This is a genomic window from Streptomyces sp. NPDC030798, from assembly GCF_055572275.1.
The window spans coordinates 364,462-387,307 of record NZ_JBVIDR010000004.1; the positions used below are offsets into that span (position 1 = coordinate 364,462).

Annotated in this window: 21 protein-coding genes; 5 read left to right on the plus strand and 16 right to left on the minus strand. The window is 72.2% G+C overall.

Annotated features, from left to right (window positions below):
- Nucleotides 1-140: 140 nt before the first annotated feature.
- A complete protein-coding gene (locus ACZ404_RS12245; protein ID WP_468438735.1) occupies nucleotides 141-2,393 on the minus strand; it encodes an MMPL family transporter in 2,253 nt (750 codons plus the stop codon).
- 410 nt (nucleotides 2,394-2,803) lie between these two features.
- On the opposite strand from ACZ404_RS12245, the gene ACZ404_RS12250 reads away from it, so the two are divergent.
- The 4 genes from ACZ404_RS12250 to ACZ404_RS12265 all read left to right on the plus strand — a co-directional run bounded on the left by ACZ404_RS12250 (nucleotide 2,804) and on the right by ACZ404_RS12265 (nucleotide 5,959).
- Nucleotides 2,804-3,388 (plus strand): DUF1697 domain-containing protein, encoded by a 585-nt coding sequence (locus ACZ404_RS12250; RefSeq protein ID WP_468438737.1) that lies wholly within the window; start codon nucleotides 2,804-2,806, stop codon nucleotides 3,386-3,388.
- A gap of 82 nt (nucleotides 3,389-3,470) precedes the next feature.
- A complete protein-coding gene (locus ACZ404_RS12255; protein ID WP_468438994.1) occupies nucleotides 3,471-4,376 on the plus strand; it encodes a sigma-70 family RNA polymerase sigma factor in 906 nt (301 codons plus the stop codon).
- 55 nt (nucleotides 4,377-4,431) lie between these two features.
- A complete protein-coding gene (locus ACZ404_RS12260; protein ID WP_468438739.1) occupies nucleotides 4,432-5,070 on the plus strand; it encodes a mycothiol-dependent nitroreductase Rv2466c family protein in 639 nt (212 codons plus the stop codon).
- Nucleotides 5,071-5,632: 562 nt separating this feature from the next.
- Entirely contained in the window at nucleotides 5,633-5,959 is a 327-nt protein-coding gene (locus ACZ404_RS12265) for a hypothetical protein (protein WP_468438741.1), read from the plus strand.
- A gap of 66 nt (nucleotides 5,960-6,025) precedes the next feature.
- Here ACZ404_RS12265 and ACZ404_RS12270 read toward each other — a convergent pair whose 3' ends face one another.
- The 15 genes from ACZ404_RS12270 to ACZ404_RS12340 form a co-directional block, all read right to left on the minus strand.
- Nucleotides 6,026-6,763: a sirohydrochlorin chelatase gene (locus tag ACZ404_RS12270; protein WP_468438743.1), complete on the minus strand. Its 738-nt coding sequence runs from the start codon at nucleotides 6,761-6,763 to the stop codon at nucleotides 6,026-6,028.
- 1 nt (nucleotide 6,764) lies between these two features.
- Nucleotides 6,765-7,649 carry an ABC transporter permease gene (locus tag ACZ404_RS12275; protein WP_468438745.1) on the minus strand — a complete coding sequence of 295 codons (885 nt, stop codon included), beginning with the start codon at nucleotides 7,647-7,649 and terminating at the stop codon, nucleotides 6,765-6,767.
- Nucleotides 7,636-8,421 carry an ABC transporter ATP-binding protein gene (locus ACZ404_RS12280; protein WP_468438747.1) on the minus strand — a complete coding sequence of 262 codons (786 nt, stop codon included), beginning with the start codon at nucleotides 8,419-8,421 and terminating at the stop codon, nucleotides 7,636-7,638. Before ACZ404_RS12280 ends, ACZ404_RS12275 begins: the two co-directional genes overlap by 14 nt.
- Before the next feature lie 35 nt (nucleotides 8,422-8,456).
- On the minus strand, nucleotides 8,457-9,560 hold the full coding sequence (locus ACZ404_RS12285) for an aliphatic sulfonate ABC transporter substrate-binding protein (protein WP_468438749.1): 1,104 nt from the start codon (nucleotides 9,558-9,560) through the stop codon (nucleotides 8,457-8,459).
- 222 nt (nucleotides 9,561-9,782) lie between these two features.
- Complete coding sequence (locus tag ACZ404_RS12290; RefSeq protein WP_468438751.1) at nucleotides 9,783-11,117, minus strand: sulfate adenylyltransferase subunit 1; 1,335 nt, start codon at nucleotides 11,115-11,117, stop codon at nucleotides 9,783-9,785.
- A gap of 2 nt (nucleotides 11,118-11,119) precedes the next feature.
- Nucleotides 11,120-12,055 (minus strand): sulfate adenylyltransferase subunit CysD, encoded by a 936-nt coding sequence (gene cysD / locus ACZ404_RS12295; RefSeq protein ID WP_468438753.1) that lies wholly within the window; start codon nucleotides 12,053-12,055, stop codon nucleotides 11,120-11,122.
- Nucleotides 12,052-12,678, minus strand: coding sequence for an adenylyl-sulfate kinase (gene cysC / locus ACZ404_RS12300; RefSeq protein ID WP_468438755.1), 627 nt, complete (start codon nucleotides 12,676-12,678; stop codon nucleotides 12,052-12,054). Before cysC ends, cysD begins: the two co-directional genes overlap by 4 nt.
- Entirely contained in the window at nucleotides 12,675-13,385 is a 711-nt protein-coding gene (locus tag ACZ404_RS12305; RefSeq protein ID WP_468438757.1) for a phosphoadenylyl-sulfate reductase, read from the minus strand. The genes cysC and ACZ404_RS12305 overlap by 4 nt, the downstream gene beginning before the upstream one ends.
- Nucleotides 13,382-13,561: a hypothetical protein gene (locus ACZ404_RS12310; RefSeq protein ID WP_468438758.1), complete on the minus strand. Its 180-nt coding sequence runs from the start codon at nucleotides 13,559-13,561 to the stop codon at nucleotides 13,382-13,384. The genes ACZ404_RS12305 and ACZ404_RS12310 overlap by 4 nt, the downstream gene beginning before the upstream one ends.
- A complete protein-coding gene (locus ACZ404_RS12315; protein ID WP_468438759.1) occupies nucleotides 13,558-15,255 on the minus strand; it encodes a nitrite/sulfite reductase in 1,698 nt (565 codons plus the stop codon). Before ACZ404_RS12315 ends, ACZ404_RS12310 begins: the two co-directional genes overlap by 4 nt.
- 126 nt (nucleotides 15,256-15,381) lie before the next feature.
- Nucleotides 15,382-15,465 (minus strand): putative leader peptide, encoded by an 84-nt coding sequence (locus tag ACZ404_RS12320; RefSeq protein ID WP_309486338.1) that lies wholly within the window; start codon nucleotides 15,463-15,465, stop codon nucleotides 15,382-15,384.
- 92 nt (nucleotides 15,466-15,557) lie between these two features.
- Complete coding sequence (locus ACZ404_RS12325; RefSeq protein WP_468438760.1) at nucleotides 15,558-16,130, minus strand: GNAT family N-acetyltransferase; 573 nt, start codon at nucleotides 16,128-16,130, stop codon at nucleotides 15,558-15,560.
- Between the two features lie 87 nt (nucleotides 16,131-16,217).
- The gene (locus ACZ404_RS12330) at nucleotides 16,218-17,552 is read right to left on the minus strand and encodes a hypothetical protein (RefSeq protein ID WP_468438761.1); all 1,335 of its coding nucleotides are present in this window, start codon (nucleotides 17,550-17,552) and stop codon (nucleotides 16,218-16,220) included.
- A 166-nt stretch (nucleotides 17,553-17,718) separates the two neighbouring features.
- Entirely contained in the window at nucleotides 17,719-18,993 is a 1,275-nt protein-coding gene (locus ACZ404_RS12335) for a helix-turn-helix domain-containing protein (protein ID WP_468438763.1), read from the minus strand.
- A 556-nt stretch (nucleotides 18,994-19,549) separates the two neighbouring features.
- Nucleotides 19,550-21,187, minus strand: coding sequence for an acyl-CoA dehydrogenase family protein (locus tag ACZ404_RS12340; RefSeq protein WP_468438765.1), 1,638 nt, complete (start codon nucleotides 21,185-21,187; stop codon nucleotides 19,550-19,552).
- 132 nt (nucleotides 21,188-21,319) lie between these two features.
- Here ACZ404_RS12340 and ACZ404_RS12345 point away from each other — a divergent pair, with 132 nt between their 5' ends.
- Complete coding sequence (locus ACZ404_RS12345; RefSeq protein WP_468438767.1) at nucleotides 21,320-22,492, plus strand: YihY/virulence factor BrkB family protein; 1,173 nt, start codon at nucleotides 21,320-21,322, stop codon at nucleotides 22,490-22,492.
- Nucleotides 22,493-22,846: the final 354 nt, after the last annotated feature.

Here is a 22,846-nt window from a genome sequence, read left to right on the forward strand (position 1 = left end):
TGTTGGGGCCTTTCTTTTTCGCCTCCCTCTTGTCTTCTGAGGAAGAGGAGAGGGAAATACGTACCGTGGGAAGGAACGGAAGGGGGGGGGGGGGGGGGGAGGGTGGCCCCCCCCCCCCCCCCCCCTCGCCCCTGTCCGGATCAGATCCGCACGGTCTCCCCCTCGGCCGCCGGCGACGGGGCCGGCGCGGCCGGCTCCATCGACTCGTCATGGGTGAGGTCCGGCAGCCGGTGCAGCCACTTCGGCAGATACCAGTTGCGCTCGCCGAGCAGCGCCATCACGGCCGGCAGCAGCACCCCGCGGATGACCGTCGCGTCGATGAGGACGGCGGCGGCCAGGCCCACGCCCATCTGCTTCATGGACTGCATGGACAGCGTGCCGAAGATCGCGAACACGGCGACCATGATGACCGCGGCGCTGGTGACCACACCGGCCGTGGTGACCACGCCGTGCTGGATGGCGTCCTTGGTGCTGCGCCCGCGCATCCGGGCCTCACGGATCCGCGACACCACGAACACGTGGTAGTCCATCGACAGACCGAACAGGATCACGAAGAGGAACAGCGGCAGCCAGGTCACGATCGCGCCGACACCCTCCGCGCCCACCAGCGAGGCGCCCCAGCCGTGCTGGAAGACGGCGACGAGGATGCCGTAGGCGGCGCCCACCGAGAGCAGGTTGAGCAGGATCGACGTGATCGCGACGGTCAGCGAGCGGAACGACAGCAGCATCAGCAGGAAGGCGAAGACGACCACGAACGCGAACACCGGGACGACGGAGCCGAGGAGCTGGTCGTTGAAGTCGTGGTTGCCCGCGACCTGCCCGGTGACGGGCGCCTGGACGCCCTCGACCCTGCCGAGCGTGGCGGGCCGCACCTCGTCGCGCAGCGTGCCCAGGCTCTTGACCGCCCGGTCCATGTCGGAGCCGCCGACCAGCGGCACGGAGACCAGGGCGACGTTCTGCGCCCGGTGCACCGTGACCTCGACCGGGCCGCGCGAGGCGCCCGAGGAGATCGCCCGCTGCTTGAAGTCGGCGAGCGCCTGCTTGACCCGGGGCGCGTCGATGTCCTTGGCCTTGACGACGACCTGGGCGGGTTCGGAGCCGCCCGGGAACGCCTCGTTGAGCCGGTCGTAGGTCTGCACGATCGGCAGCGAGTCGCCGAACTCCTGGTCCAGCGTGAGCTGCTGGGTCTTCATGCCCAGGGCGGGCGCCGCCACCGCGAGCAGCGCGCCCACCGCGACGACGACCGAGACCAGCGGCCTGGCCAGCACACCGCGCAGCACGGCGGTCCAGAACCGGCTCTCGCCGCCGCCACCGCGCCGGCGCCGGCGGCCCAGGAACGGGATGCGGCCCTTCTCCACCCGCTCGCCGAGCAGGGAGAGCAGCGCGGGCAGCACGGTCACCGAGCCGACCATGGCGACGGCGACCACCATCAGCGACGCCAGGCCCATCGCCTCGAACTCCGCGAGCCCGGTGAACAGCATGCCCGCCATGGCCACGCACACCGTGACCCCGGAGACGATGATCGCGCGGCCACTGGTGGCGGCGGCGATGCGCAGGGCGGCGCCCGCGTCCCGCCCGGCCATCCGCTCCTCGCGCTCCCGGCGCAGGTAGAACAGGCAGTAGTCGACGCCGACGGCCATACCGACCAGCAGCATCACGGAGTTGGCGGTGTCGCTCATCGGCTGCACATGGCTGACGAGACCCATCAGGCCCATCGTCGCCATGATCGCGGTGATGGCCAGCCCCACCGGCAGCAGCGCGGCCACCAGCGCGCCGAACGCGATCAGCAGGATGCCGAGGGCGACCGGCACGGCGGAGTACTCGGCCTTCTGGAAGTCGTCCCCGAAGGCGTCCTTGTACTGCTTGTTCATGCTGGCGCCGCCGATCTCCTCGATCCGCAGCCCGCTGTGCGCCTTCTGCACCCCGGCGACCGCGTCCAGCACCGGCTCGACCCGGTCGGCGGCGGTCTCCGCCTCGCCGCGCATGTCGAACTGCACGAGGGCGCTGCGCCCGTCCCGGGAGATGGTGTGCGTGACGTACGGAGAGGTCACGTGGGTGACCTTCCCGGTGCCGTCGACGGCCCGGACCACGTCCGCGACGGCGGCGCGGAACTCGCCGCTCGTGGCCTTCATGGCGCCGTCCCGCGACTGGATCAGCACGGTCTCCCCGGCCGACTGCTCGATGCCCGCGTCGTCGATGATCTTCGCGGCGGTGTGCGTCTCGCCCTTGAGCTGGTCGCTCTCGTTCACGTCGACCCGGCCGGCAGCCGAGCCGAGCCCCATGGCCAGGACGACGAACAGCACCCATATGCCGACGGCGGCCAGGCGGTGCCGGGCGCTCCAGCCGCCGGCGCGGGCGGCCAGGCCCCGCACGCGCACGTCTGTGTTCCCCATGACGGGATGTCCCCCTCGTGTGCGGTGACGGCCCCCTGCCGCCACGTCTTCGCTTGCTCGTTACGACGGTAGGAGCGGCACAAGGACGTCTCGTCGTGCTGCCCGGTGAAGTGCGCGGCGCCCGGCTCAGCACTGGGGAGGACAGCGGCCCCTTACATCTATCGGGATGTTCCGGGGGTGGGGCTCGGGGGCGACATCCGGACACACCTCTGCAGCGTTGTTGCGTATTGTGCAACCTTGTTGAACAAGTCACACATGTGCGCAAGAGTTGAACCGCACCCCGCCGATCCGCCAGAGTTTCGCACAAGCCGGCGCACGCAGGCGCATGCATGCATGTCCCCGCGCACGCCGGAGCGCGGCCCTTCGTGCCCGCCCCCACGGGGCACGAGGGGCCGCTCTATGGTGGCGGGATGACGACCACCTACGCGGCGCTGCTGCGCGGAATCAACGTCGGCGGCAGCCGGAAGCTGCCGATGGCCGACCTGCGCACCCTCATGACCGGCCTCGGTCATGACGGCGTACGCACCCACCTGCAGAGCGGCCAGGCCGTCTTCACCAGCGGCCACGGCGACGAGGAGTCCCTGGCGGCCGAGCTGGCCCGGGCGATCGAGGAGCGGTTCGGCTTCGCGGTCGACGTGATCGTGCGCGACCACGCCTATCTGCGCGCGGTGGCCGAGGCCTGCCCCTTCCCGGCCGCCGAACTGCAGCCCAAGCAACTGCACGTCACCTACTTCTCGGCACCGGTCACCGCCGAGCGCTACGCGGAGATCGATCCCGCGACCCACCTCCCCGAGGAGTTCCGCCTCGGCGACCGCTGCCTCTATCTGTACGCCCCCGAGGGCCTCGGCCGCTCCAAGCTCGCCGAGGTGCTGTCCCGGCCGCGGCTCACCAAGGGCGTGATCGCCACCAGCCGGAACTGGAACACGGTCCTCAAGCTGGTCGAGCTGACCGCCCCGCAGGGATCGCCGAACACCTCTGAGGGCAAAGGGAGTTGATCTCCGGGCCCGGATCGCGTTTCGTGGCTCCCGCGCGGGACTCGCCCCGCGCGGACGAAGGAACGGGGAACCAGTGGACGGCATCACGGACGACGGGGCACGGCTCGCGGCGCGTTTCGAGGCGGACCGGCCGCACCTCACGGCGGTGGCGTACCGGCTGCTCGGCTCGGCCGCCGAGGCCGACGACGCCCTGCAGGACGCCTGGCTGCGCGCGCAGCGAGCCGACACCGCCGAGGTCGAGAACCTCACCGGCTGGCTGACCACGGTCGTCACCCGGGTGTGCCTGAACCAGCTGCGCGCCCGCAGCAACCGCCGCGAGGACCCCCTCGAGGCCCAGGAGCCCGACGCGGCCCTCGGCGCCGCCGGCGACCCGGCCCGGGAGGCGCTGCTGGCCGACGAGGTCGGCGTCGCCCTGCTCGTCGTCCTGGACACCCTGTCGCCCGCCGAGCGGGTCGCCTTCGTCCTGCACGACCTGTTCGCCACGCCCTTCGACGAGATCGCCCCGCTGCTGGAGAAGACCCCGGCCGCCACCCGGCAGCTGGCCAGCCGGGCCCGCCGCCGGGTCCGGGGCGCGACTCCCGCGCCCACCGGCGACGCGAGCCGCCGCAGGCAGGCCGTCGAGGCCTTCCTGGCCGCCACCCGGGGCGGCGACTTCGCGGCGCTGTTCGCCCTGCTCGCCCCCGACGTGGTCCTGCATGCCGACACCTACGCCGGCCCCACCCCCGAACCGGTCACGGTCCGGGGCGCCGAGACCGTCGCCCGGGGCGCCCTGGCCGCCGTGGCCCGCGCCCGCTTCACCGGCCCCGCCCTGCTGGACGGCCGGATCGGCCTCGTCATGGCGCCGTACGGCCGTCCGCGCCTCGTCCTGGCGTTCACGTTCGACGACACGGGCCGGATCACCGGGATCGACATCGTCGCGGAGCCCGACCGCCTGCGGAGGATCGAGATCGAGGTCCCCGGATCGGGGGAGCGGGAATTGGACCAGTGACAAGGCGGGGAATTGGTCCGGGACTCCGACCCGACGGCGCACTAGCGTCCCCGTCATGACACCTGCGCACGACAGCGACGGCCCCGCGGCCGCCCCGGCCCGGGTCGGCTGCTACTTCGACCCGGCCTGCCCCTTCGCCTGGATCACCTCCCGCTGGCTGCTGGAGGTCGAGCGCGAGCACCCGCTCGACCTCCGCTTCCACGTGATGAGCCTGTACCTGCACAACGTCGGCAACGAACTCCCCGACTGGTACCGGGACCTGGTCGACCGGTCCATCGGGCCGGTGCGGGTCGCCGTGGCCGCGGCGCAGCGGCACGGCGAGCAGGTGCTGCGCGACCTGTACACCGCCCTCGGCACCCGCATCCACGAGCGCGGAGTGAAGGACTTCGACGTGGTGATCGCCGAGTCCCTGGCCGAACTCGGGCTCGAGGCGGACCTGGCGGCCGCCGCGCACGACGCGTCCTACGACGAGGCGGTGCGCCGCAGCCACGAGGCCGGCGCCGAGCCGGAGGGCGGCTATGTGGGCACGCCCACCCTCCATGTCGACGGCACGGTGTGGTTCGGCCCCGTCCTGAGGGCCGTTCCGCGCGGCGCCGAGGCGGCCGAACTCTTCGACGCCTTCCGGACGTTGGCTCGTCACCCCGACGTCTTCGAGCTCAAGCGGACCCGTACGGGAGCGCTCCGTTTCGACTGATCGGCGGCCGGTACAGGCGCGTTGGCCGATTTCAGTCCCTTGAGTGTGACGCGCGCTCCTGGCCAGTGACATATCCGCCGGGCCCGACGCAGAACCAAGAGCCGACCGCGGTCCGACGTCACAGGGGAGCGCCGGACCGCGGCCGGCCGACCACTGCGGCCGTCGCGGAGTGACCCGTCTCACCAGAACCCGCGACACGGCTCACCCGTTGTCCCTAGGGTGAGGCGCGCGGGGATCGGCCGGAGGGGGACGGATGAGGGGGACGGGCACCGTGGTGCCGAAGTCGCCGCAGCAGCAGGGGGGTTCGGGCTCGCGCCGGGCTCGTTCCGCTGTCCGTTCCGACCGGAGCGGGGAACGCGGTCAACGGCCGCCATTCACCCGAACGGGTGACTATTTTCGGCCGTCTCGGCGGGCATACTGCCGCAGGTTCCCCGAAGACCACCGCCGCGCGGACCCAGGGGCTGTCCGAGCCCCCCGGGGGCCCGCCCACCCGCGCCGTAGCCTCCAGCCAGGCCCGCCGGCCCCGCTCGCTCTCTCTGGACCAGGAGTCAGGATCACGACCATGAGCACCTACAACTACCCCGGGCCCCGCAACGGCCCCGCCCCCCTGCGCGATCCCGGCCGCATCGGGAGCCACCGCCGCGAACTGGACCTCGAGGGTCTCCTCCGGCTGACCGAAGGACTCCTCGAGGCGCTCCACGCCGAGTACCCCGGGCTCGTCGAGCGGGGAGAGATCATCCGCGAGTCGCTGGAGGAGGCCCTCGGGGACGGCGGTCCGCCCAACCGGGGCCGTATCCGCTCCTCGCTGGAGCTGATCAGCATCGGCGCCTCGGCCGGCAGCGCCAGCCTCGCCTTCACCCAGCAGCTGATGCACGCGATGGACCTCTGAGACCGGCGGGGCCCCGCCGCCACGGGGCCCTGGCCGCTGCCCGGCCGCCCGGCAGCAGCGGCGGCGTCAGGCGCCGAGCGCCGCCGGCAGCGGCAGGGCCGCCTCGTCATAGCGCTCCAGCAGCACCCGCGCCACCTCGGGCGCAGAGCCCAGCACATCCGCCAGGACGTCCGCCCCGGCGGCACCGCGCGCGATGCGGTCCGGGAGGAACCCGGGCGCCAGCACATAGGGCGCGACGGCGACCCGCGCACAGCCGAGGGCGCGCAGCTCGCGCACGGCGTCCTCGGTGCGGGGAAGGGATGCGGAGGCGAACGCAGGCCGCACGGCGCACCAACCGGTACGCCACCACTCCCGCGCGATGTCGGCGATCACTGCGATCGCCTCCGGGTCGGAGGACCCCGCCGAGGCCAGCACGACCCCGGTCGAGGACTTGTCGGCGGGCGTCAGCCCCGCCTCGTACAGCCGCCGCTCCAGCGCCGACAGCAGCAGTGGCGACGGGCCGAGCACGTCCGCCTGCCGGATCCGCAGCAGCGGCGGGGCGTCCCGCAGCACGGCCGGGATGTCGGCCTTGGCGTGGAAGGCGCGGGTGAGCAGGAGCGGCAGGGCGACGACGTCCCGGACGCCCTCCGCCGCCAGCGACTCCAGCACCCCCTGCACCGACGGCACGTTGAAGTCCAGGAAGCCGGTCTCCACGCGCAGCCTCGGCCGCAGCGACCGCACCCGCTCCACGAGCGCGTGCACCGTCGCGGCATGCCGGGGGTCGCGGCTGCCGTGGGCGATGACGAGGAGAACCGGACGGCGCATGTCAGCCCTTCACCAGCAGGCCTCGGCTGCGCAGCACCCACCGCTCCAGCGGGCTGAAGATCAGCAGGTCGATGGCGATGCCGACGAACAGGATGAGCAGGATGGCCTCGAACACCATGGACATGTCGCTGGCGGTGCGCGCGTTCTCCAGCAGCTGGCCGAGCCCGACCCCGAGGTCGGGGAAGCTGGCAATGATCTCGGCGGCCATCAGCGAGCGCCAGGAGAACGCCCAGCCCTGCTTCATGCCCGCCACATAACCGGGCAGCGCGGCCGGCAGCGTGACGTGCCAGGTGCCCTTCAGACCGGTCGCGCCCATCGTGCGGCCCGCCCGCAGGAACAGCGGCGGCACCTGGTCGACGCCGGACACCAGGCCGTTGGCGATCGACGGCACCGCGCCCAGCAGGATCACCGCGTACATCATCGAGTTGTTCAGGCCCAGCCAGATGACGGCCGGCGGCACCCACGCCACCGACGGCAGCGACTGCAGACCGGACAGGATCGGGCCGATCGCCGCGCGCACGAACCTCACCCGGGCCACCAGCAGCCCCAGCGGGGTGCCGATGAGCAGCGCGAAGCAGAAGCCGAGCAGACCGCGCGAGACGCTGGTCCAGATGTAGCCGAGCAGCGTGCCCTCGAGCCACGACTGGTGGAAGACGCGCCACACGTCGGCCGGCGACGGCAGCTTGCTCGGGTCGTCGGCGATCCTCAGGGAGATCAGCCCCTGCCAGACCACCAGGACCACCGCGACCGCGATGAGGGGCGGCAGGACCTTGGCGACCAGGGTCTGCCGCAGGGAGGTACGGCCGGTGGCCGTGGTCTCCAGCGCGTCGAGGCCCGCCTCGACACTTCCGGCGTCCTGAACCTCAGTGGTCTCAGTGCTGGCCATGGCGGCGGATCTCCCCACGCAGTACATCGGTGATCTCAAGGGACAGTTCGGCCACGGGCGCGTCCTCGATACGACGCGGCTGCGGGATGCCGACCGTCCACTCACGGGCGATCCGGCCCGGACGGGAGGACAGCAGGACGACCCGCTGGGCCAGCCGCACCGCCTCGCGCACGTTGTGCGTGACGAACAGGACGGACAGGCCCGTCTCCGCCCAGATCCGGGTCAGCTCGTCGTGCAGCACGTCCCGGGTGATGGCGTCCAGCGCCGCGAACGGCTCGTCCATCAGCAGCAGATTGCTCTCCTGCGCCAGCGCACGGGCCATCGCCACCCGCTGCCGCATACCGCCCGACAGCTCGTGGACGCGCTTGCCGTACGCACCCTTCAGCCGGACCAGCTCGAGCAGCTCCTCGGCCTTGCCGCGCCGCTCGTTCTTTGCGACTCCCCTGAGCTTCAGGGCGAGTTCGATGTTCTTGCCCGCCGTCAGCCACGGGAACAGCGCGTGCTCCTGGAACATCAGGGCGGGGCGGCCGTCCGTGGTGATGGACCCGGCGGTGGGCCGGTCCAGGCCCGCCACCAGGTTCAGCAGCGTGGACTTGCCGCAGCCCGAGGCCCCCAGGAGGGTGACGAACTCGCCCGGCGCGACATCGATGCTGATGTCGTCCAGGACCAGCTGCTGCCCGCCCGGAGTCGTGAAGGACTTCGAGACATGCTCGAGGCGTGCCGCGTACTCCACCGACTCGGCGGCCTTGGCGAGAGTCGTGGTCGTGGCCATGGTCGTCACCTCCTGGGAACTCGTCGGGTGCTGCGTCAGCTGGTGCCGAGACCGGCGTCGCCGACCGTGCTCTCGCCCTCGCCCTTGAGGACCTTGTTCAGGATCGTGAGGTCGTAGATGCCCTTCAGGTCGGGCTTCTGCAGCAGACCGGCCTTGACCGCGTGCGCCGCCTCGGTGTCGAGGGTGGCCGCCAGCGGGTCGTCGGTGAACTGGATCGACTTCCAGGCCGGGTCCAGGACGTCGGCCGGCAGCGCCTTGCCGGAGTCGACGGCCAGCTGCTTGTTCGCCGCGGCCTTCGCCTGGTCCGGGTTGGCGTTGATCCACTTGTTGGTCTCGACGGAGGCCTTCAGCACGGCCTCGACGGCCTTCGGGTGCTCCTTGAGGAACTGCTGCCGCACGATGATGTTCGTGATCACGAACTTCTTGTCCGGCCACAGCGACGACTCGTCGAGCAGCACCTTGCCGCCCTCGGCGACCAGCTTCGACGCGGTCGGCTCCGGCACCCAGGCGCCGTCGATCGAACCGGACTTGTAGGCGTCCGGGGTGATCTTGTTGTCGGTGCGGACGACCGTGACGTCACCCTTGCCGCTCTGCGCGTCGACCTTCCAGCCCTGCTCGGCCGCCCAGTTCAGGAACGCCACGTCCTGCGTGTTGCCCAGCTGCGGAGTGGCGATCTTCTTGCCCTTGACGTCCTTGACGGACTTGATCTTCTTCGGGTTCACGACCAGCTTGACGCCACCGGAGGCCGAGCCGCCGATGATCTTCAGGCTCTTGCCGTCCGACTTGGTGTAACCGTTGATCGCCGGGGACGGGCCGATCCAGCCGATGTCGATGGAGCCCGAGTTGAGGGCCTCGATCTCGGAGGGGCCGGCGTTGAAGATCGCGGGGTCGACGCGGGTGGCGCCCAGCTCCTTCTGGAAGAAGCCCTTCTGCAGGCCCACCAGCGCGGTCGCGTGGGTCAGGTTGCCGAAGTAGCCGATCTTGACCGAGTCGAGGCCGTCGGTCTTCTTGGCCCCGGCGGCCACCTTGGTGGTCTCGTCGTTCTTGGACTCGGAGCCGTAGCCGCAGGCGGCGAGGGCGAGCAGGGGCAGCGCGGCTATCACCGCGAGGCCGCGGCGGAGGGAGGTCGGTGCAGGCACGGGAGGTGTTCCTCTCGGAGGCCCGGCGGTCACGGTCTCTCAGGTCGTGGCCGGGAGTTCGGCAGGTCTACGTCTACGGCGGTGGGGGGTGAGGGCGCGCAGGCAGTGCGCGTACGTCAGCGCACACATCGCGTCACTCCGCCCTGCCCGCTGCCGAGGTTGCCGCTGCCGATGCGGCCGCCCTCCTTCGCGAACGTGGAGTAGAAGTCGGTGGGGTTCATGTCAGAAGTCCCACCCGTCGTCCTCGGCCGCGTCCTTGACGGGCTCCGGCGAGGCGAACGACTCGCCGACCATGCCCGCGGTGAGCGTGGTGCCGTCGTTCGGGTCGATCAGGATGAAGGAGCCGGTGCGGCGCGAATCGGCGTAGGAGTCGACCGGCAGCGGCTCGGCGGTACGGATCTTCACCCGGCCGATGTCGTTGGCCAGGAGCTGCCCCGGGTGCGGGTGCAGGGACAGGTCGTCCAGCGTGAGCCGGGACGGGATGTCCTTGACGATCGCCTTGACCGTGCGGGTGCCGTGCTTGAGCAGCACCCGGTGCCCGACCGTCAGCGGCGCGTCGGCGACGTGGCAGACGGTCGCCTCCACGTCCTGGGTGGTGGCCGGGGCGTCCTTGCTCGGCACGATCAGGTCGCCGCGCGAGATGTCGATGTCGTCCTCCAGCAGGAGGGTCACCGACTGCGTGGTCCAGGCGACGTCGACCGGCTCGCCGAGCAGGTCGATGCCGGAGATCCGGGTCGTACGGCCCGACGGCAGGACCGTGACCTGCTCCCCGACCCGGAAGGAACCGGCCGCGATCTGACCCGCGTAGCCCCGGTAGTCCGGCAGATCGGCGGTCTGCGGCCGGATCACGTACTGCACGGGCAGCCGGGCGTGGCAGTGGCTCAGGTCGTGGCTGACCGGGACCGTCTCCAGGTGCTCCAGGACGGTCGGGCCGCCGTACCAGTCCATGTTCGCGGACGGCTCCACCACGTTGTCCCCGGCGAGCGCCGAGATCGGGATGGCGGTGACCTCCGGGACGCCCAGCTCGGTGGCGTACGCCGTGAACTCCTCGGCGATCGCGGCGAACACGGACTCCTGGTAGTCGACCAGGTCCATCTTGTTCACGGCCAGCACGACGTGCGGGACCCGCAGGAGGGCCGCGATCGCGGCGTGCCGGCGGGTCTGCTCGACCACGCCGTTGCGGGCGTCGACCAGGATCACCGTCAGCTCGGCGGTGGAGGCACCGGTGACCATGTTGCGGGTGTACTGCACATGGCCCGGTGTGTCGGCCAGGATGAACCGGCGCCGGGGCGTGGCGAAGTAGCGGTAGGCCACGTCGATGGTGATGCCCTGCTCGCGCTCGGCGCGCAGGCCGTCGGTCAGCAGGGCGAGGTCCGGGGCGTCCTGGCCGCGGCTCGCCGACGCCCGCTCCACGGCCTCCAGCTGGTCGGTGAGGACCGACTTGGAGTCGTGCAGCAGCCGTCCGACCAGGGTGGACTTGCCGTCGTCGACGGAGCCGGCGGTGGCGAACCGCAGCAGGGTGGTGGCCGAGAGCGCCTCGGTCGTGGTCGTGCTCATGCTTAGAAGTACCCCTCGCGCTTGCGGTCTTCCATCGCGGCCTCGGAGAGCTTGTCGTCGGCGCGGGTCGCGCCGCGCTCGGTGAGCCGGGAGGCGGCGATCTCGGCGATGACGGCGTCCAGCGTGGTGGCGTCGGAGTCGACGGCGCCGGTGCAGGACATGTCACCGACCGTCCGGTAGCGCACGAGCCGCTTCTCGACGGTCTCGCCGTCCTTCGGGCCGCCCCACTCGCCCGCCGTCAGCCACATCCCGCCGCGTTGGAACACCTCGCGCTCGTGCGCGAAGTAGATCTGCGGCAGCTCGATGCCCTCGCGGGCGATGTACTGCCACACGTCCAGCTCGGTCCAGTTGGACAGCGGGAAGACCCGGACGTGCTCGCCGGGGGCGTGTCGGCCGTTGTACAGGTTCCACAGCTCCGGGCGCTGGCGGCGCGGGTCCCACTGGGAGAACTCGTCGCGCAGGGAGAACACGCGCTCCTTGGCGCGGGCCTTCTCCTCGTCGCGCCGGCCGCCGCCGAAGACCGCGTCGAACTTCTCGCTCTGGATCTTCTCCGTCAGCGGCAGCGTCTGCAGCGGGTTGCGCGTGCCGTCGGGACGCTCCTTGAGCACACCGCGGTCGATGTAGTCCTGGACGGAGGCCACATGGAGGCGCAGCCCATGTGCGGCGACCACGCGGTCCCGGTACTCGAGCACCTCCGGGAAGTTGTGCCCGGTGTCCACATGCAGCAGCGCGAACGGCACCGCGGCCGGCGCGAACGCCTTCAGCGCCAGGTGCAGCATGAGGATGGAGTCCTTGCCGCCGGAGAACAGGATCACCGGGTTCTCGAACTCGCCCGCCACCTCGCGGAAGATGTGCACCGCCTCGGACTCCAGCGCGTCCAGGTGCGACAGGGCGTACGGACTGTCCGTGCCCTCCTCGGCCTTCGCCACGGTCGTCATGCCAGTCCCCTCTCGCTCAGCAGGGCGTGCACGGAGGCCGCGGACTCCTGCACGCTCTGGTGCTGCGACTCGATCCGCAGATCGGGCGTCTCGGGCTCCTCGTACGGGTCGTCGACCCCGGTCAGTCCCGACAGCTCGCCCGCGGCCTGCTTGGCGTAGAGCCCCTTCACATCGCGCACGCTGCACACCTCGACCGGAGTCGCCACATGGATCTCCAGGTACGGCGTGCCGTTCTCCGCGTGCCGCTTTCGCACCGCCTCGCGGCTGTCGGCGTACGGCGCGATCACCGGGACCAGCGCCTTCACACCGTTGCGGGCGAGCAGCTCGGCGACGAAGCCGATGCGCTGCACGTTGGTGTGCCGGTCCTCGCGGGAGAAGCCGAGGCCGGCCGAGATGAACTCGCGGATCTCGTCGCCGTCGAGCACCTCGACCCGGTGGCCCTCGGCGCGCAGCCGGCCGGCCAGTTCGTAGGCGATGGTGGTCTTGCCGGCGCTCGGCAGACCCGTGAGCCAGACGGTGGCTCCGGTGGTCACGTGGTTCTCCTGGGTCGCAGTGGTCGGGTCCGGTACAGCAGTGGCAGCGGCGGCTGCGGACGACGTGGGCGTCGCTGCGGGCGCCGTCATCCGTGCAGCCCGCACTCGGTCTTGGCGCGGCCCGCCCAGCGGCCGGCGCGCGCGTCCTCGCCCTCCAGGACCCGGCGGGTGCAGGGGGCGCAGCCGATGGAGGCGTAGCCGTCCATCAGCAGCGGGTTGGTCAGCACGCCGTGCTCGGCGACGTAGGCGTCCACGTCGTCCTGGGTCCAGCGGGCGATCGGGGAGACCTTGACCTTCTGCCGCTTCTCGTCCCAGCCGACCACCGGAGTGTTCGCCCGGGTCGGGGACTCGTCGCGGCGCAGGCCGGTCGCCCACGCCCGGTAGCCCTTCAGGCCCTCCTCCAGCGGCTGCACCTTGCGCAGCTTGCAGCACAGGTCGGGGTCGCGGTCGTGCAGCTTCGGGCCGTACTCGGCGTCCTGCTCGGCGACCGTCTGCTTGGGCGTGAGGGTGATGACGTTGACGTCCATCACGGCCTCGACCGCGTCCCGGGTGCCGATGGTCTCCGGGAAGTGGTAGCCGGTGTCGAGGAAGACGACGTCGACGCCCTTCAGCACCCGCGAGGCGAGATGGGCGACCACGGCGTCCTCCATGGAGGAGGTGACGCAGAACTCGCGGCCGAAGGTGTCCACCGCCCACTGGAGGATCTCCAGCGCGGAGGCGTCCTCCAGGTCCCGGCCCGCCTGCTCGGCGAGGGCCTTCAACTCCTCGTTCGTACGCTTTTCCTGAGCCGTCGTCATGTCAGGTCCCCTCCGTTGTCGGCTCGCTGCAGCCCCCGGGCGAGCAGCCCGAGGAACTTCAGCTGGAATGCGCGGTTGCACGCCCCGCATTCCCAGGCGCCGTGTGCCTCCTCGTGCGGACGCAGGTCCTCGTCGCCGCAGTAGGGGCAGTAGAAGGGCGCCGCGCGCTCGCTCACGACAGGTCCTCCTCGGAGGCGCGCGCGGCCCAGGCGGCGAAGCGCTCGCCCTCGGCGCGCTCGGCCTGGAAGCGCTTCAGCACCCGCTCGACGTAGTCGGGCAGCTCCTCCGCGGTCACCTTCAGGCCGCGCACCTTGCGGCCGAAGCCCGCCTCCAGGCCCAGGGCGCCGCCCAGGTGCACCTGGTAGCCCTCGACCTGCTCGCCCTGGTCGTTGAGGACCAGCTGGCCCTTGAGACCGATGTCCGCCACCTGGATACGGGCGCAGGCGTTCGGGCAGCCGTTGAGGTTGATGGTGATCGGCTCGTCGAAGTCCGGCAGCCGCCGCTCGAGTTCGTCGATCAGCGTCGAGCCGCGCTGCTTGGTCTCGACGATGGCGAGCTTGCAGAACTCGATGCCGGTGCAGGCCATGGTGCCGCGCCGGAAGGAGGACGGCCGGGCGGTGAGGTCCAGCGCCTCCAGGGCCTCCACCAGCGAGTCGACCTTGTCCTGCGCGACGTCCAGGATGATCATCTTCTGCTCGACGGTGGTGCGGACCCGGCCCGAGCCGTGCGCCTCCGCGAGGTCGGCGATCTTCGTCAGCGTGGCGCCGTCCACGCGGCCGACGCGCGGGGCGAACCCGACGTAGAACCGGCCGTCCTTCTGCCGGTGCACACCGATGTGGTCGCGCCACTGCTGCACCGGCTGCTCGGGCGCCGGACCGTCGACCAGCTTGCGCCCCAGGTACTCGTCCTCCAGCACCTGACGGAACTTCTCCGCGCCCCAGTCCGCGACGAGGAACTTCAGGCGGGCGCGGTTGCGCAGCCGCCGGTAACCGTAGTCACGGAAGATCGACACGACGCCCTCGTAGACGTCCGCGACCTCCTCCAGCGGCACCCACGCGCCGAGCCGCACGCCCAGCTTGGGGTTGGTGGACAGGCCGCCGCCGACCCACAGGTCGAAGCCCGGGCCGTGCTCGGGGTGCCGTACGCCGACGAAGGCCACGTCGTTGATCTCGTGCACCACGTCCAGCAGCGGCGAGCCCGAGATGGCCGTCTTGAACTTGCGGGGCAGGTTCGAGTACGCCTTGTTGTTCAGGACGCGGCGCTTCATCTCCTCCAGCGCCGGCGTGGGGTCGATGATCTCGTCCTCGGCGATGCCCGCCACCGGGGAGCCGATCATCACACGCGGGGTGTCACCGCAGGCGGTGACCGTCGACAGGCCGACGCCCTCCAGCCGGTCCCAGATCTCGGGCACGTCCTCCACCCGGATCCAGTGGTACTGGACGTTCTGCCGGTCGGTGATGTCGGCGGTGCCGCGCGCGAACTCCTGGGAGATCTCGCCGATCACCCGGAGCTGCTGCGTCGTCAGCGCCCCGCCGTCGATGCGCACCCGCATCATGAAGTAGCGGTCGTCCAGCTCCTCCGGCTCCAGGATCGCGGTCTTGCCGCCGTCGATGCCGGGCTTGCGCTGGGTGTACAGGCCCCACCAGCGCATGCGGCCGCGCAGGTCGCTGGGGTCGATGGAGTCGAAGCCGCGCTTGGAGTAGATCGTCTCAATGCGTGTCCGCACGTTGAGACCGTCGTCGTCCTTCTTGACCTGCTCGTTGCCGTTGAGCGGGGTGAAGTGGCCTACGGCCCACTGACCCTCACCGCGGTGACGGCTCACCTTGCGGCGGGGCGCGGAGGCGGCGGGGTTCTGCGGGGTGGCGGCCATGGTTTCTACGTCCTTCGGACAGGCGACAAGCGGCTCTGAACTGCGCATACGCGCGCACGCGAGCATGCGTGCGCGTCCTTGCGCAGCGGGAGACTCATACGAGGAGGTCGGCGGTGCTGGGGGCGGTCAGCTCGCCGGACAGATGGCGCTGGACATGCGGCCGAGGTCGACGTGCCGCCGACTCACCAAGGCAATTCCAGTTCCAGACATGACGGAAGCGTGTCACGGGGATCTCTGGCCAGTCCACCGTCATCCACTATCCGGACGGAACTATTTCGAAATACGAGACGAAGTGGTGTGGGTCACGCGGGACAGGCGCCGGGCCACGGTCCCGGCGGCGGCGCCAGGTGCTCTTCCTCGACCTTGGTGTCGAAGAGCTTGAAGCCGCGCCGCAGGTAGTTGTCCATCGCGAACTCGCCGTCCTTGCTGCAGGTGTGCAGCCACACCCGTTTCGTCGGCGTCCGGCTGGGCCACCGCTCGGCCAGGTCCCAGGCGCGGGCCGTGCCGTACGCGAGCAGGTGCCCGCCGATGCGGCGGCCGCGGAACGGGGCGATCAGGCCGAAGTATGCGATCTCCACCACACCGTCGTCCTGCGGATCCAGCTCCACGTACCCGGCGGGGGTGCCGCGGTCGAGGGCCACCCACGTCTCCACACCCGGCCGGTCCAGGTGCTCCCGCCACCGGGCGTGGCTCCAGCCGAGCCGGTCCGTCCAGCGGATGTCGCCGCCGACCGCGGTGTACAGGAAGCGGCTGAACTCGGGGGAGGGGACCTCCGCGCGGACGATGCGGACGTCGCCCTCGGGGGCGGCGGCCGGCAGCAGGTCGGCCGGCGAGGTCTGCTCCAGGGACCAGGTGGTGACGGGGACGGTGCTCATGCGGGCCAGGGAATCACCCCGTCGGCCGGTCTGTCGATCGACCCGGTCACACCCGCCGCCGGGGGCGGCGCTCTGCCGGCCCGGCCGTCAGCCGACCGACCGGTCGAGCGCCGGCAGGGGCACCGCGAACAGCATGCGGTCCGACAGGGACCAGACCTCCCCTGTCGCCTGCCAGTAGGACAGGGAGCCCGTCGACCGGGCCCAGCAGTGGTGGGAGGAGTCGAAGCCGCAGTGGGCCGCCCGGGCGCCCTCGGTGTCCTGCCGCCACAGGCCGCCGTGCGCGTCGGCGGGGCTGGACAGGTGTCCCACATACCAGGACGGCCCTGCCGCACCGGGTCGACGGTACGACAGCACTCCGCGGATCCCGGTCGCCTTGGTCGTGTACGCATCGACCGCGTCCACGCGCCCCGAGGAGTCGGCGGCCAGCAGGCCGCCGCGGGCGGGATCCGAGCTGAACGCGTACCGCCACAGCCGGGCGCGCCGGTCGCTGCCGGGCGCGGTCCACTCGGCGGCGACGAGGCTGTCGGGCACCGACCCGCGGTCCAGCGAGAGGGCGCCGGGGCAGGGCGGCCCGGAGGCGGTGCAGCGGCCGGCCGTGTAGCGGTAGGAGCCGACGGCGGGCATCACGTACCCGTACCCGTCGGCGGACCAGCCGCCCGGCACCCGGCCGATCGCAGGCGTCGTGGCCGTGGTCCGCTGGATGCGGTCGAGGTCGTAGACGTAGAGCGCGTCGGCGCTGCCGGCCGTGGTCGTGACCAGCAGCTTGCCCTGGTACCAGACCATCCCGGAGATGCCCGAGGCCAGCCCCCGGTAGTCACGGCCGCCGTCGACCGGCACCACCAGCAGCACCCAGCGGTAGACGGGCCGGGCGGGGTCGTCGGTGTCGACGAAGGCGACCCGGGCCAGGCCCCGTTCGTCCGCGCGGCCCGAGGTGGTGCTGTGGGTCCAGCCGGCGAGGACCACCCGGTGGGTGCCCCAGACGCCGTCGTCGTCGGCGTCCCCGGAGGTGGTCACCGAGGCGGGCCGCCAGGCCGTGGCGGCGGCGTCGGCCCGGTCCCAGCAGTAGGCGCGGCCGGTGGCCGGGGTGACCGGCAGCGTCGCCCGGTCGCCGGAGGAGCAGCCGGCGCCCGTGCGCAGGGTGCGGTCGGCGCTGCGCAGTACGGTGCTCACGCCGACCGGGCGGCCCATGGCCGCGGCGAGCCGGTTCAGGGTGCGGGCGGGGACCAGGCGCTCCTGGAGCCGCAGCGGTCCGGTGTCCGCCCGGGAGGTCAACGGCTTGATCGCGCCGGGGTTCTCGGCGACCTCGGCCTGCGAGGTGCTGATCAGGGTGGCGGTCGCGGTGAGCGCCAGCGCGGTTCCGGCCAGAACCGCGCGCAGGGCCGCGCCCCGTCTGCGCCGGCGGTGTCTGCCGCGATGCTTCATGTCTCCTCCCGAGGCGGGCCAACTGAGCCTGGTGGTCGTCGCGTTGACCGAGGCACAGGTGGGGAGGCCCGTAGGGGATGCTACGGCAGCGACGGGCGCCACAGGGCCAAGACGCCGCAAACAGCCTGAAGACACCCCGTGCCGCACGGCGCTCCCCGCGGTCTCCTCAGCCGCCGTCCGGTGCCGTCCGGTGCCGGGCCACCGCCGACGCCGTCGACCGGGGCAGCAGGTCACGGGGGTCGCCGGGCAGCACCACCTCCACCTCCACGCCCTCGCGGAAGCGGTACGGCCGGTGCCCCAGAAGGTCGCCCAGATACCGCCGGATCCGGGACATCTCCGCCCGTACGGTCACGGTCCGGGAGCGGTCCCCGAACAGGTCCTCCGCCAGCTCCGCGGCACCGCGCCCGGACCGGTGTTCGGCCAGCAGGTAGAGCAACTCGGCGTGCCGGGGGCTGAGTTCCCGGGACCAGGAACCGGCCGCCCCGGACACGGTCACCGCGGCACGCCCCGGCCGGCTGAGGTCCAGCGCGACCCGGGTGGCGCCGCCGGCCGGCGGTTCGTCGGCCGCCCGCAGCAGCCAGCCCCCGGCCAGCGGCTCCACCGCGCACGAACCGAGCGCGGGCAGCCACCGGCGGCCCGGCGTCAGCGACTTGGGCAGCGTCAGCCGCCGTACGTAGGGCATCCCGGTCACGGCCGCCGCCCAGCCGTCCCGGTCCACCACCAGCGCCCTGCCGTCGAGCCGGGCCAGCACCGGCGCGGCCACCGCGCGCAGCCGCTCCAGCGAGGCCAGGTGCCGCTCGCGCAGCCGCGCCTCGGCGAGCTTGGCGACCGCGTCGACCCAGGCGAGCGTGGCCGGGTGCATCGTCTCCAGCGGGCCGCTGACGTCCACCACACCGATGAGCCGGCCGTCCCTGGGGTCGGTGATGGGGGCGCCGGTGCAGGTCCAGGAGGTGTGCGAGCGGACGAAGTGCTCCCCGGCGAAGACCTGCACGGGCCGCCGTACGACCGCGGGGGTGCCCACGCCGTTGGTGCCGACGACGTCTTCCCGCCAGTCCGCGCCGAGTTCGAAGCCGAGGCCGTCGGCCTTGCGGAGCACCTGCGGTGAGCCCTCCCGCCACAGCACGCGGCCCTCGGCGTCGGCGACGACCATGATGTGCTGGGCGACGTCCGCGACTGAAAGCAGACCCTCGCGGAGCACGGGCAGGACATGGCGCAGGGGTGACTCCTCGCGTCTGCGGCGCACTTCGTCGGCGGAGAGCGGACGGCTCCTGAAATCGTGGTCGGGATCGACGCCGCTGCGCAGCATCCGGCTCCAGGACTGCTCGATCACCGGCCGGGGCGGGATCCGCGCACGGTGGCCGGCGAGCGTCGCCTCGCGCACCTCGTGCAGTACCCGCGCCGCCTGTGCCGCGTCCACGGCGGCCAGGCGCGCCACGTTCATCGGCGGGTTCACCACTGGGGTCCTCCCGGGGATGGGCGTCGAACACACGTGTCAAGCCGTTCCGGCGGCGGTTTCCGGCCCGGCCGCTGTGCACATACTGCCGCTCGGAGCATGCCGAAGGCACACACTCCGCGCACAGTCACCGACACGTTGCAACCCCCTGCAACCCTGGTGAATCGCCCGGAGCTGGCCGAGACTTGACCACGGCGCCGCCTCCGGGTGGCGTTCGTGGCCTCCAACGGGCCCATGAGGCGGGGGTGGTGCCGTGTCGGCGCAGCACCACCCCCGTGACGTCTGCCCCGAACGAGGCCACCCACTCCGGTGAGCCACCGACCGACTTCGGTCAGTGAATGGACCAATTGGGTCAGCATTCAGCCAAGTTCGTTCAGTTCTGCGTTTCACTCCGGTCAGGACGCCGCCCAGCCCGCCCCGGAACACCGGCAGACTTCGTCAGGTCGGGGGCCGGGCCCGCGCGGAGGCCCGGGGAGAGACGCATGAGCCGTCGGGACCCGCCCGGGGCCCCGGCCACTGCGGTCGGGTCCGCCTCCCGTTCCGATCAGGACACCGGCCGTGCGCGCTCCACCACCGAGGCCAGGTCCAGGCCGCCCGGCAGTGTGCCGAAGGACGCTCCCCGGTCGCCGCCGAGGCGGGAGGCGCAGAAGGCGTCGGCGACGGCGGGTGGCGCGTGCCGGACCAGCAGCGATCCCTGCAGGACGAGGGCCAGGCGCTCCACCAGGCGCCGAGCCCGCCCCTCGACGCCCTCCAGGTCGGCGAGTTCGGTGAACAGGTCCTTGACCGCCCGGTCCAGCCGGTGGTCCGCGCCGTGCGCCCGCCCGATCTCGGTCAGGCACGCGTCCAGCGCGCCCGGCTCGCGCTGCAGCGCCCGCAGCACGTCCAGCGCCTGCACGTTCCCGGCGCCCTCCCAGATGGAGTTCAGCGGCGACTCGCGCACCAGCCGGGGCAGGCCCGACTCCTCGACGTACCCGTTGCCGCCCAGGCACTCGGCGGCCTCCACCGCCACCGGCGCGCACCGCTTGGTGATCCAGTACTTGGCGGCCGGCACCGCCAGCCGCAGCAGGGCCCGCTCCTCCTCGCCGCCGTCGTCGCAGGCGGCCGCGAGCCGGAGCGCGAGCGCCGTCGCGGCCTCGGACTCCAGCGCGAGGTCGGCCAGCACATTGCGCATCAGCGGCTTGTCGACGAGCCGGCCGCCGAACGCCTCCCGGTGCGTGCAGTGGTGGATCGCCTGCGTCACCGCCTGCCGCATCAGACCCGCCGAGCCGAGCGCGCAGTCCAGCCGGGTCGCGGCGACCATCTCGATGATGGTCCGCACCCCGCGCCCCTCCTCGCCGACCCGGCGCGCCCAGGTGCCGTCGAACTCCACCTCGGCGGAGGCGTTGGACCGGTTGCCCAGCTTGTCCTTGAGCCGCTGGATCAGGAAGACGTTGCGGGTGCCGTCGGCGAGGACGCGCGGGACGAGGAAGCAGGTGAGGCCGCCGGGGGCCTGGGCCAGCACCAGGAAGCCGTCGGACATCGGCGCCGAGCAGAACCACTTGTGCCCGGTCAGCTCGTACGTCCCGGCCTCGGCGAGCGGCCGGGCCTCGGTGGTGTTCGCCCGTACGTCGCTGCCGCCCTGCTTCTCGGTCATGCCCATGCCGAGCAGGGCGCCGGCCTTCTGCTCCGCGGGCCGCAGATCGCGGTCGTACACCGTGGAGGTCAGCCGGGGCTCCCACTCGGCCGCGAGCGCGGGGTCGGCCCGCAGCGCGGGCACCGCCGCATGGGTCATCGACAGCGGGCAGCAGGTGCCCGCCTCGGCCTGGGTCCAGATCACGAACGCGGCCGCCCGGCGCACATGACCGGCCGGCCGGGTCCAGGCGCCGGTCAGCCCCGCCGAGACGCCCTTGCCGAGGAGGCGGTGCCAGGCCGGGTGGAAGTCGACCTCGTCGATCCGCCGGCCGTACCGGTCGTGGGTGCGCAGCCGCGGCGGCTGCTCGTTCGCCTGCGCCGCCCACTCCCGCACCTGGGCCGAGCCCGAGGTCCGGCCGAGCCCGGACAGCTCGGAGCGCACCTCGGGGAGCAGCGCGGGATCGGTGTGCCGCTCGACCGCGTCGACCAGGGCCCGGTCGGCGGTGAAGAGGTCGTAGCCCACCAGCTCGGGCGGCTGGTTCGTCACGGTGTGCGTGGAGTGGCCTGCCATGCCAGGAAACCTACCCGGGATCGCGCCGATGCCGTCCTCCGGATCCGCCGCGGCACCCCCGGTGGCACTGCGGACCCCGCCCCCCTGCCCCGGAAGGTGAGGGCGGCCCGGTGCGGCGGATACCGTTAGGTCGTGCAGCCAGGAAGTGAATCCCCCGAGCGGCCCGCGGGCCGGCTCCACCGGGCCAGAGCCCTCTACCGGAACGTCTCCAAGCGCAGGACGGCCTGGCTGCTGCTCAAGGACACCGTCAACTCGTGCATGGAATACCGCATCCTGGGCCTGGCGGCCGAGGCGGCGTTCTTCACGCTGCTGTCCGTGCCGCCGCTGCTGCTCTGCCTCATCGGGCTGCTCGCCTACGTCGACACGTGGACCGGCGCCCACACCATCAGGAGCCTGGAGACCAACATCCTCGACGCCTCCCGGACCGTGCTGTCCGACAAGGGCGTCAAGGAGATCACCCAGCCGATCCTGCACGACGTGATGAAGGGCGGCCGTCCCGACGTCATCTCCATCGGCTTCGTCTTCGCCCTGTGGTCGGGCTCGCGCGCGGTGAACGTCTTCATCGACACGATCACCGTGATGTACGGCCTCGACGGCGTGCGGGGCATCGTCAAGACCCGGCTCATGGCGTTCCTGCTGTTCATCGTGGCGCTGCTGATCGGCTCGGTGGCGCTGCCGCTGATGGTGGCGGGGCCGGACGCGGTGGTGCGGGTGGTGCCCTGGTCGGAGACGGTCGTGCAGGTCCTGTACTGGCCGGTGGTCATGGTCCTGTCCATCGTCTTCCTCACGACCCTCTACCACGTGTCGGTGCCCGTCCGCTCGCCGTGGATCGAGGACGTCCCCGGCGCGCTCGTCGCCCTCGCGATGTGGGTGCTGGGCAGCTTCCTGCTGCGGCTCTACCTCGTGCACACCATCGAGGGCGCCACCATCTACGGCTCCCTGGCCGCCTCTGTCGCCGTGCTGCTGTGGATCGGCGTGTCGGCCTTCGCGGTGCTGGTCGGCGCGGCGGTGAACGCCGCCATCGACCGGGTCTGGCCGGCCGCCGCCACGGCCGCCGCCCGCGAGGCCAACGAACGGATGCGGCGGGCCCAGGTCGCCGAGTACGTCGCCCGCGCCGCCGCCGCCCGCGAGGCGGACCCGGACGACCCCGACGACCCCGACATGCCCTCCGAGTTCCCCGAGCGCTGGTCCCGCTTCCTGCCCCCGGAAGACGTCACCGCCCGCCTGCGCACCCACCCCAAGCCCACCCCCCACGCCCCCGGGCCCCACCACACCAACGGCACGCCCCCACCCCACAACCAGTGAGCCCCGCCCCGCGCGGACGTGTGGGGTGCAGAAATCTTCCGGAACGGGAAGCCGCCGGGCAACGGAGATCGGGCGTATGGGGGATGCACATGCCAGACGTGACGCCGACGGCGTCACCGGCATGCCGAACCCGGTGACGGGCCGCCTCCCACCGGGCCGAGTCGGGCGACCTCCCGACAGCGCGCCCCTCGGCGAGACCCGGCCAGGGTCTGTCGTCGGAACCTCGCCCCCGCGCTTTCCGGAAGGCCGGGATTCCGCGCTCTCCACCCTCTCCACCCTCTCCGCGCTCCCGCCGTGGGCCGCGGTGTGCCTCGTCGTCCTGACGCCCTCACGGGCACGCTCCTCGCCCTGGCG

Bases quoted from the DNA above. Each gene is read 5' to 3' on its own strand.
- ACZ404_RS12245 (WP_468438735.1), bottom strand. From the start codon at position 2,393: ATGGGGAACACAGACGTGCGCGTGCGGGGCCTGGCCGCCCGCGCCGGC.
- ACZ404_RS12250 (WP_468438737.1), top strand. From the start codon at position 2,804: ATGACGACCACCTACGCGGCGCTGCTGCGCGGAATCAACGTCGGCGGC.
- ACZ404_RS12260 (WP_468438739.1), top strand. From the start codon at position 4,432: ATGACACCTGCGCACGACAGCGACGGCCCCGCGGCCGCCCCGGCCCGG.
- ACZ404_RS12265 (WP_468438741.1), top strand. From the start codon at position 5,633: ATGAGCACCTACAACTACCCCGGGCCCCGCAACGGCCCCGCCCCCCTG.
- ACZ404_RS12270 (WP_468438743.1), bottom strand. From the start codon at position 6,763: ATGCGCCGTCCGGTTCTCCTCGTCATCGCCCACGGCAGCCGCGACCCC.
- ACZ404_RS12275 (WP_468438745.1), bottom strand. From the start codon at position 7,649: ATGGCCAGCACTGAGACCACTGAGGTTCAGGACGCCGGAAGTGTCGAG.
- ACZ404_RS12280 (WP_468438747.1), bottom strand. From the start codon at position 8,421: ATGGCCACGACCACGACTCTCGCCAAGGCCGCCGAGTCGGTGGAGTAC.
- ACZ404_RS12290 (WP_468438751.1), bottom strand. From the start codon at position 11,117: ATGAGCACGACCACGACCGAGGCGCTCTCGGCCACCACCCTGCTGCGG.
- cysD (WP_468438753.1), bottom strand. From the start codon at position 12,055: ATGACGACCGTGGCGAAGGCCGAGGAGGGCACGGACAGTCCGTACGCC.
- cysC (WP_468438755.1), bottom strand. From the start codon at position 12,678: ATGACGGCGCCCGCAGCGACGCCCACGTCGTCCGCAGCCGCCGCTGCC.
- ACZ404_RS12305 (WP_468438757.1), bottom strand. From the start codon at position 13,385: ATGACGACGGCTCAGGAAAAGCGTACGAACGAGGAGTTGAAGGCCCTC.
- ACZ404_RS12315 (WP_468438759.1), bottom strand. From the start codon at position 15,255: ATGGCCGCCACCCCGCAGAACCCCGCCGCCTCCGCGCCCCGCCGCAAG.
- ACZ404_RS12320 (WP_309486338.1), bottom strand. From the start codon at position 15,465: ATGTCTGGAACTGGAATTGCCTTGGTGAGTCGGCGGCACGTCGACCTC.
- ACZ404_RS12325 (WP_468438760.1), bottom strand. From the start codon at position 16,130: ATGAGCACCGTCCCCGTCACCACCTGGTCCCTGGAGCAGACCTCGCCG.
- ACZ404_RS12330 (WP_468438761.1), bottom strand. From the start codon at position 17,552: ATGAAGCATCGCGGCAGACACCGCCGGCGCAGACGGGGCGCGGCCCTG.
- ACZ404_RS12335 (WP_468438763.1), bottom strand. From the start codon at position 18,993: ATGAACGTGGCGCGCCTGGCCGCCGTGGACGCGGCACAGGCGGCGCGG.
- ACZ404_RS12340 (WP_468438765.1), bottom strand. From the start codon at position 21,187: ATGGCAGGCCACTCCACGCACACCGTGACGAACCAGCCGCCCGAGCTG.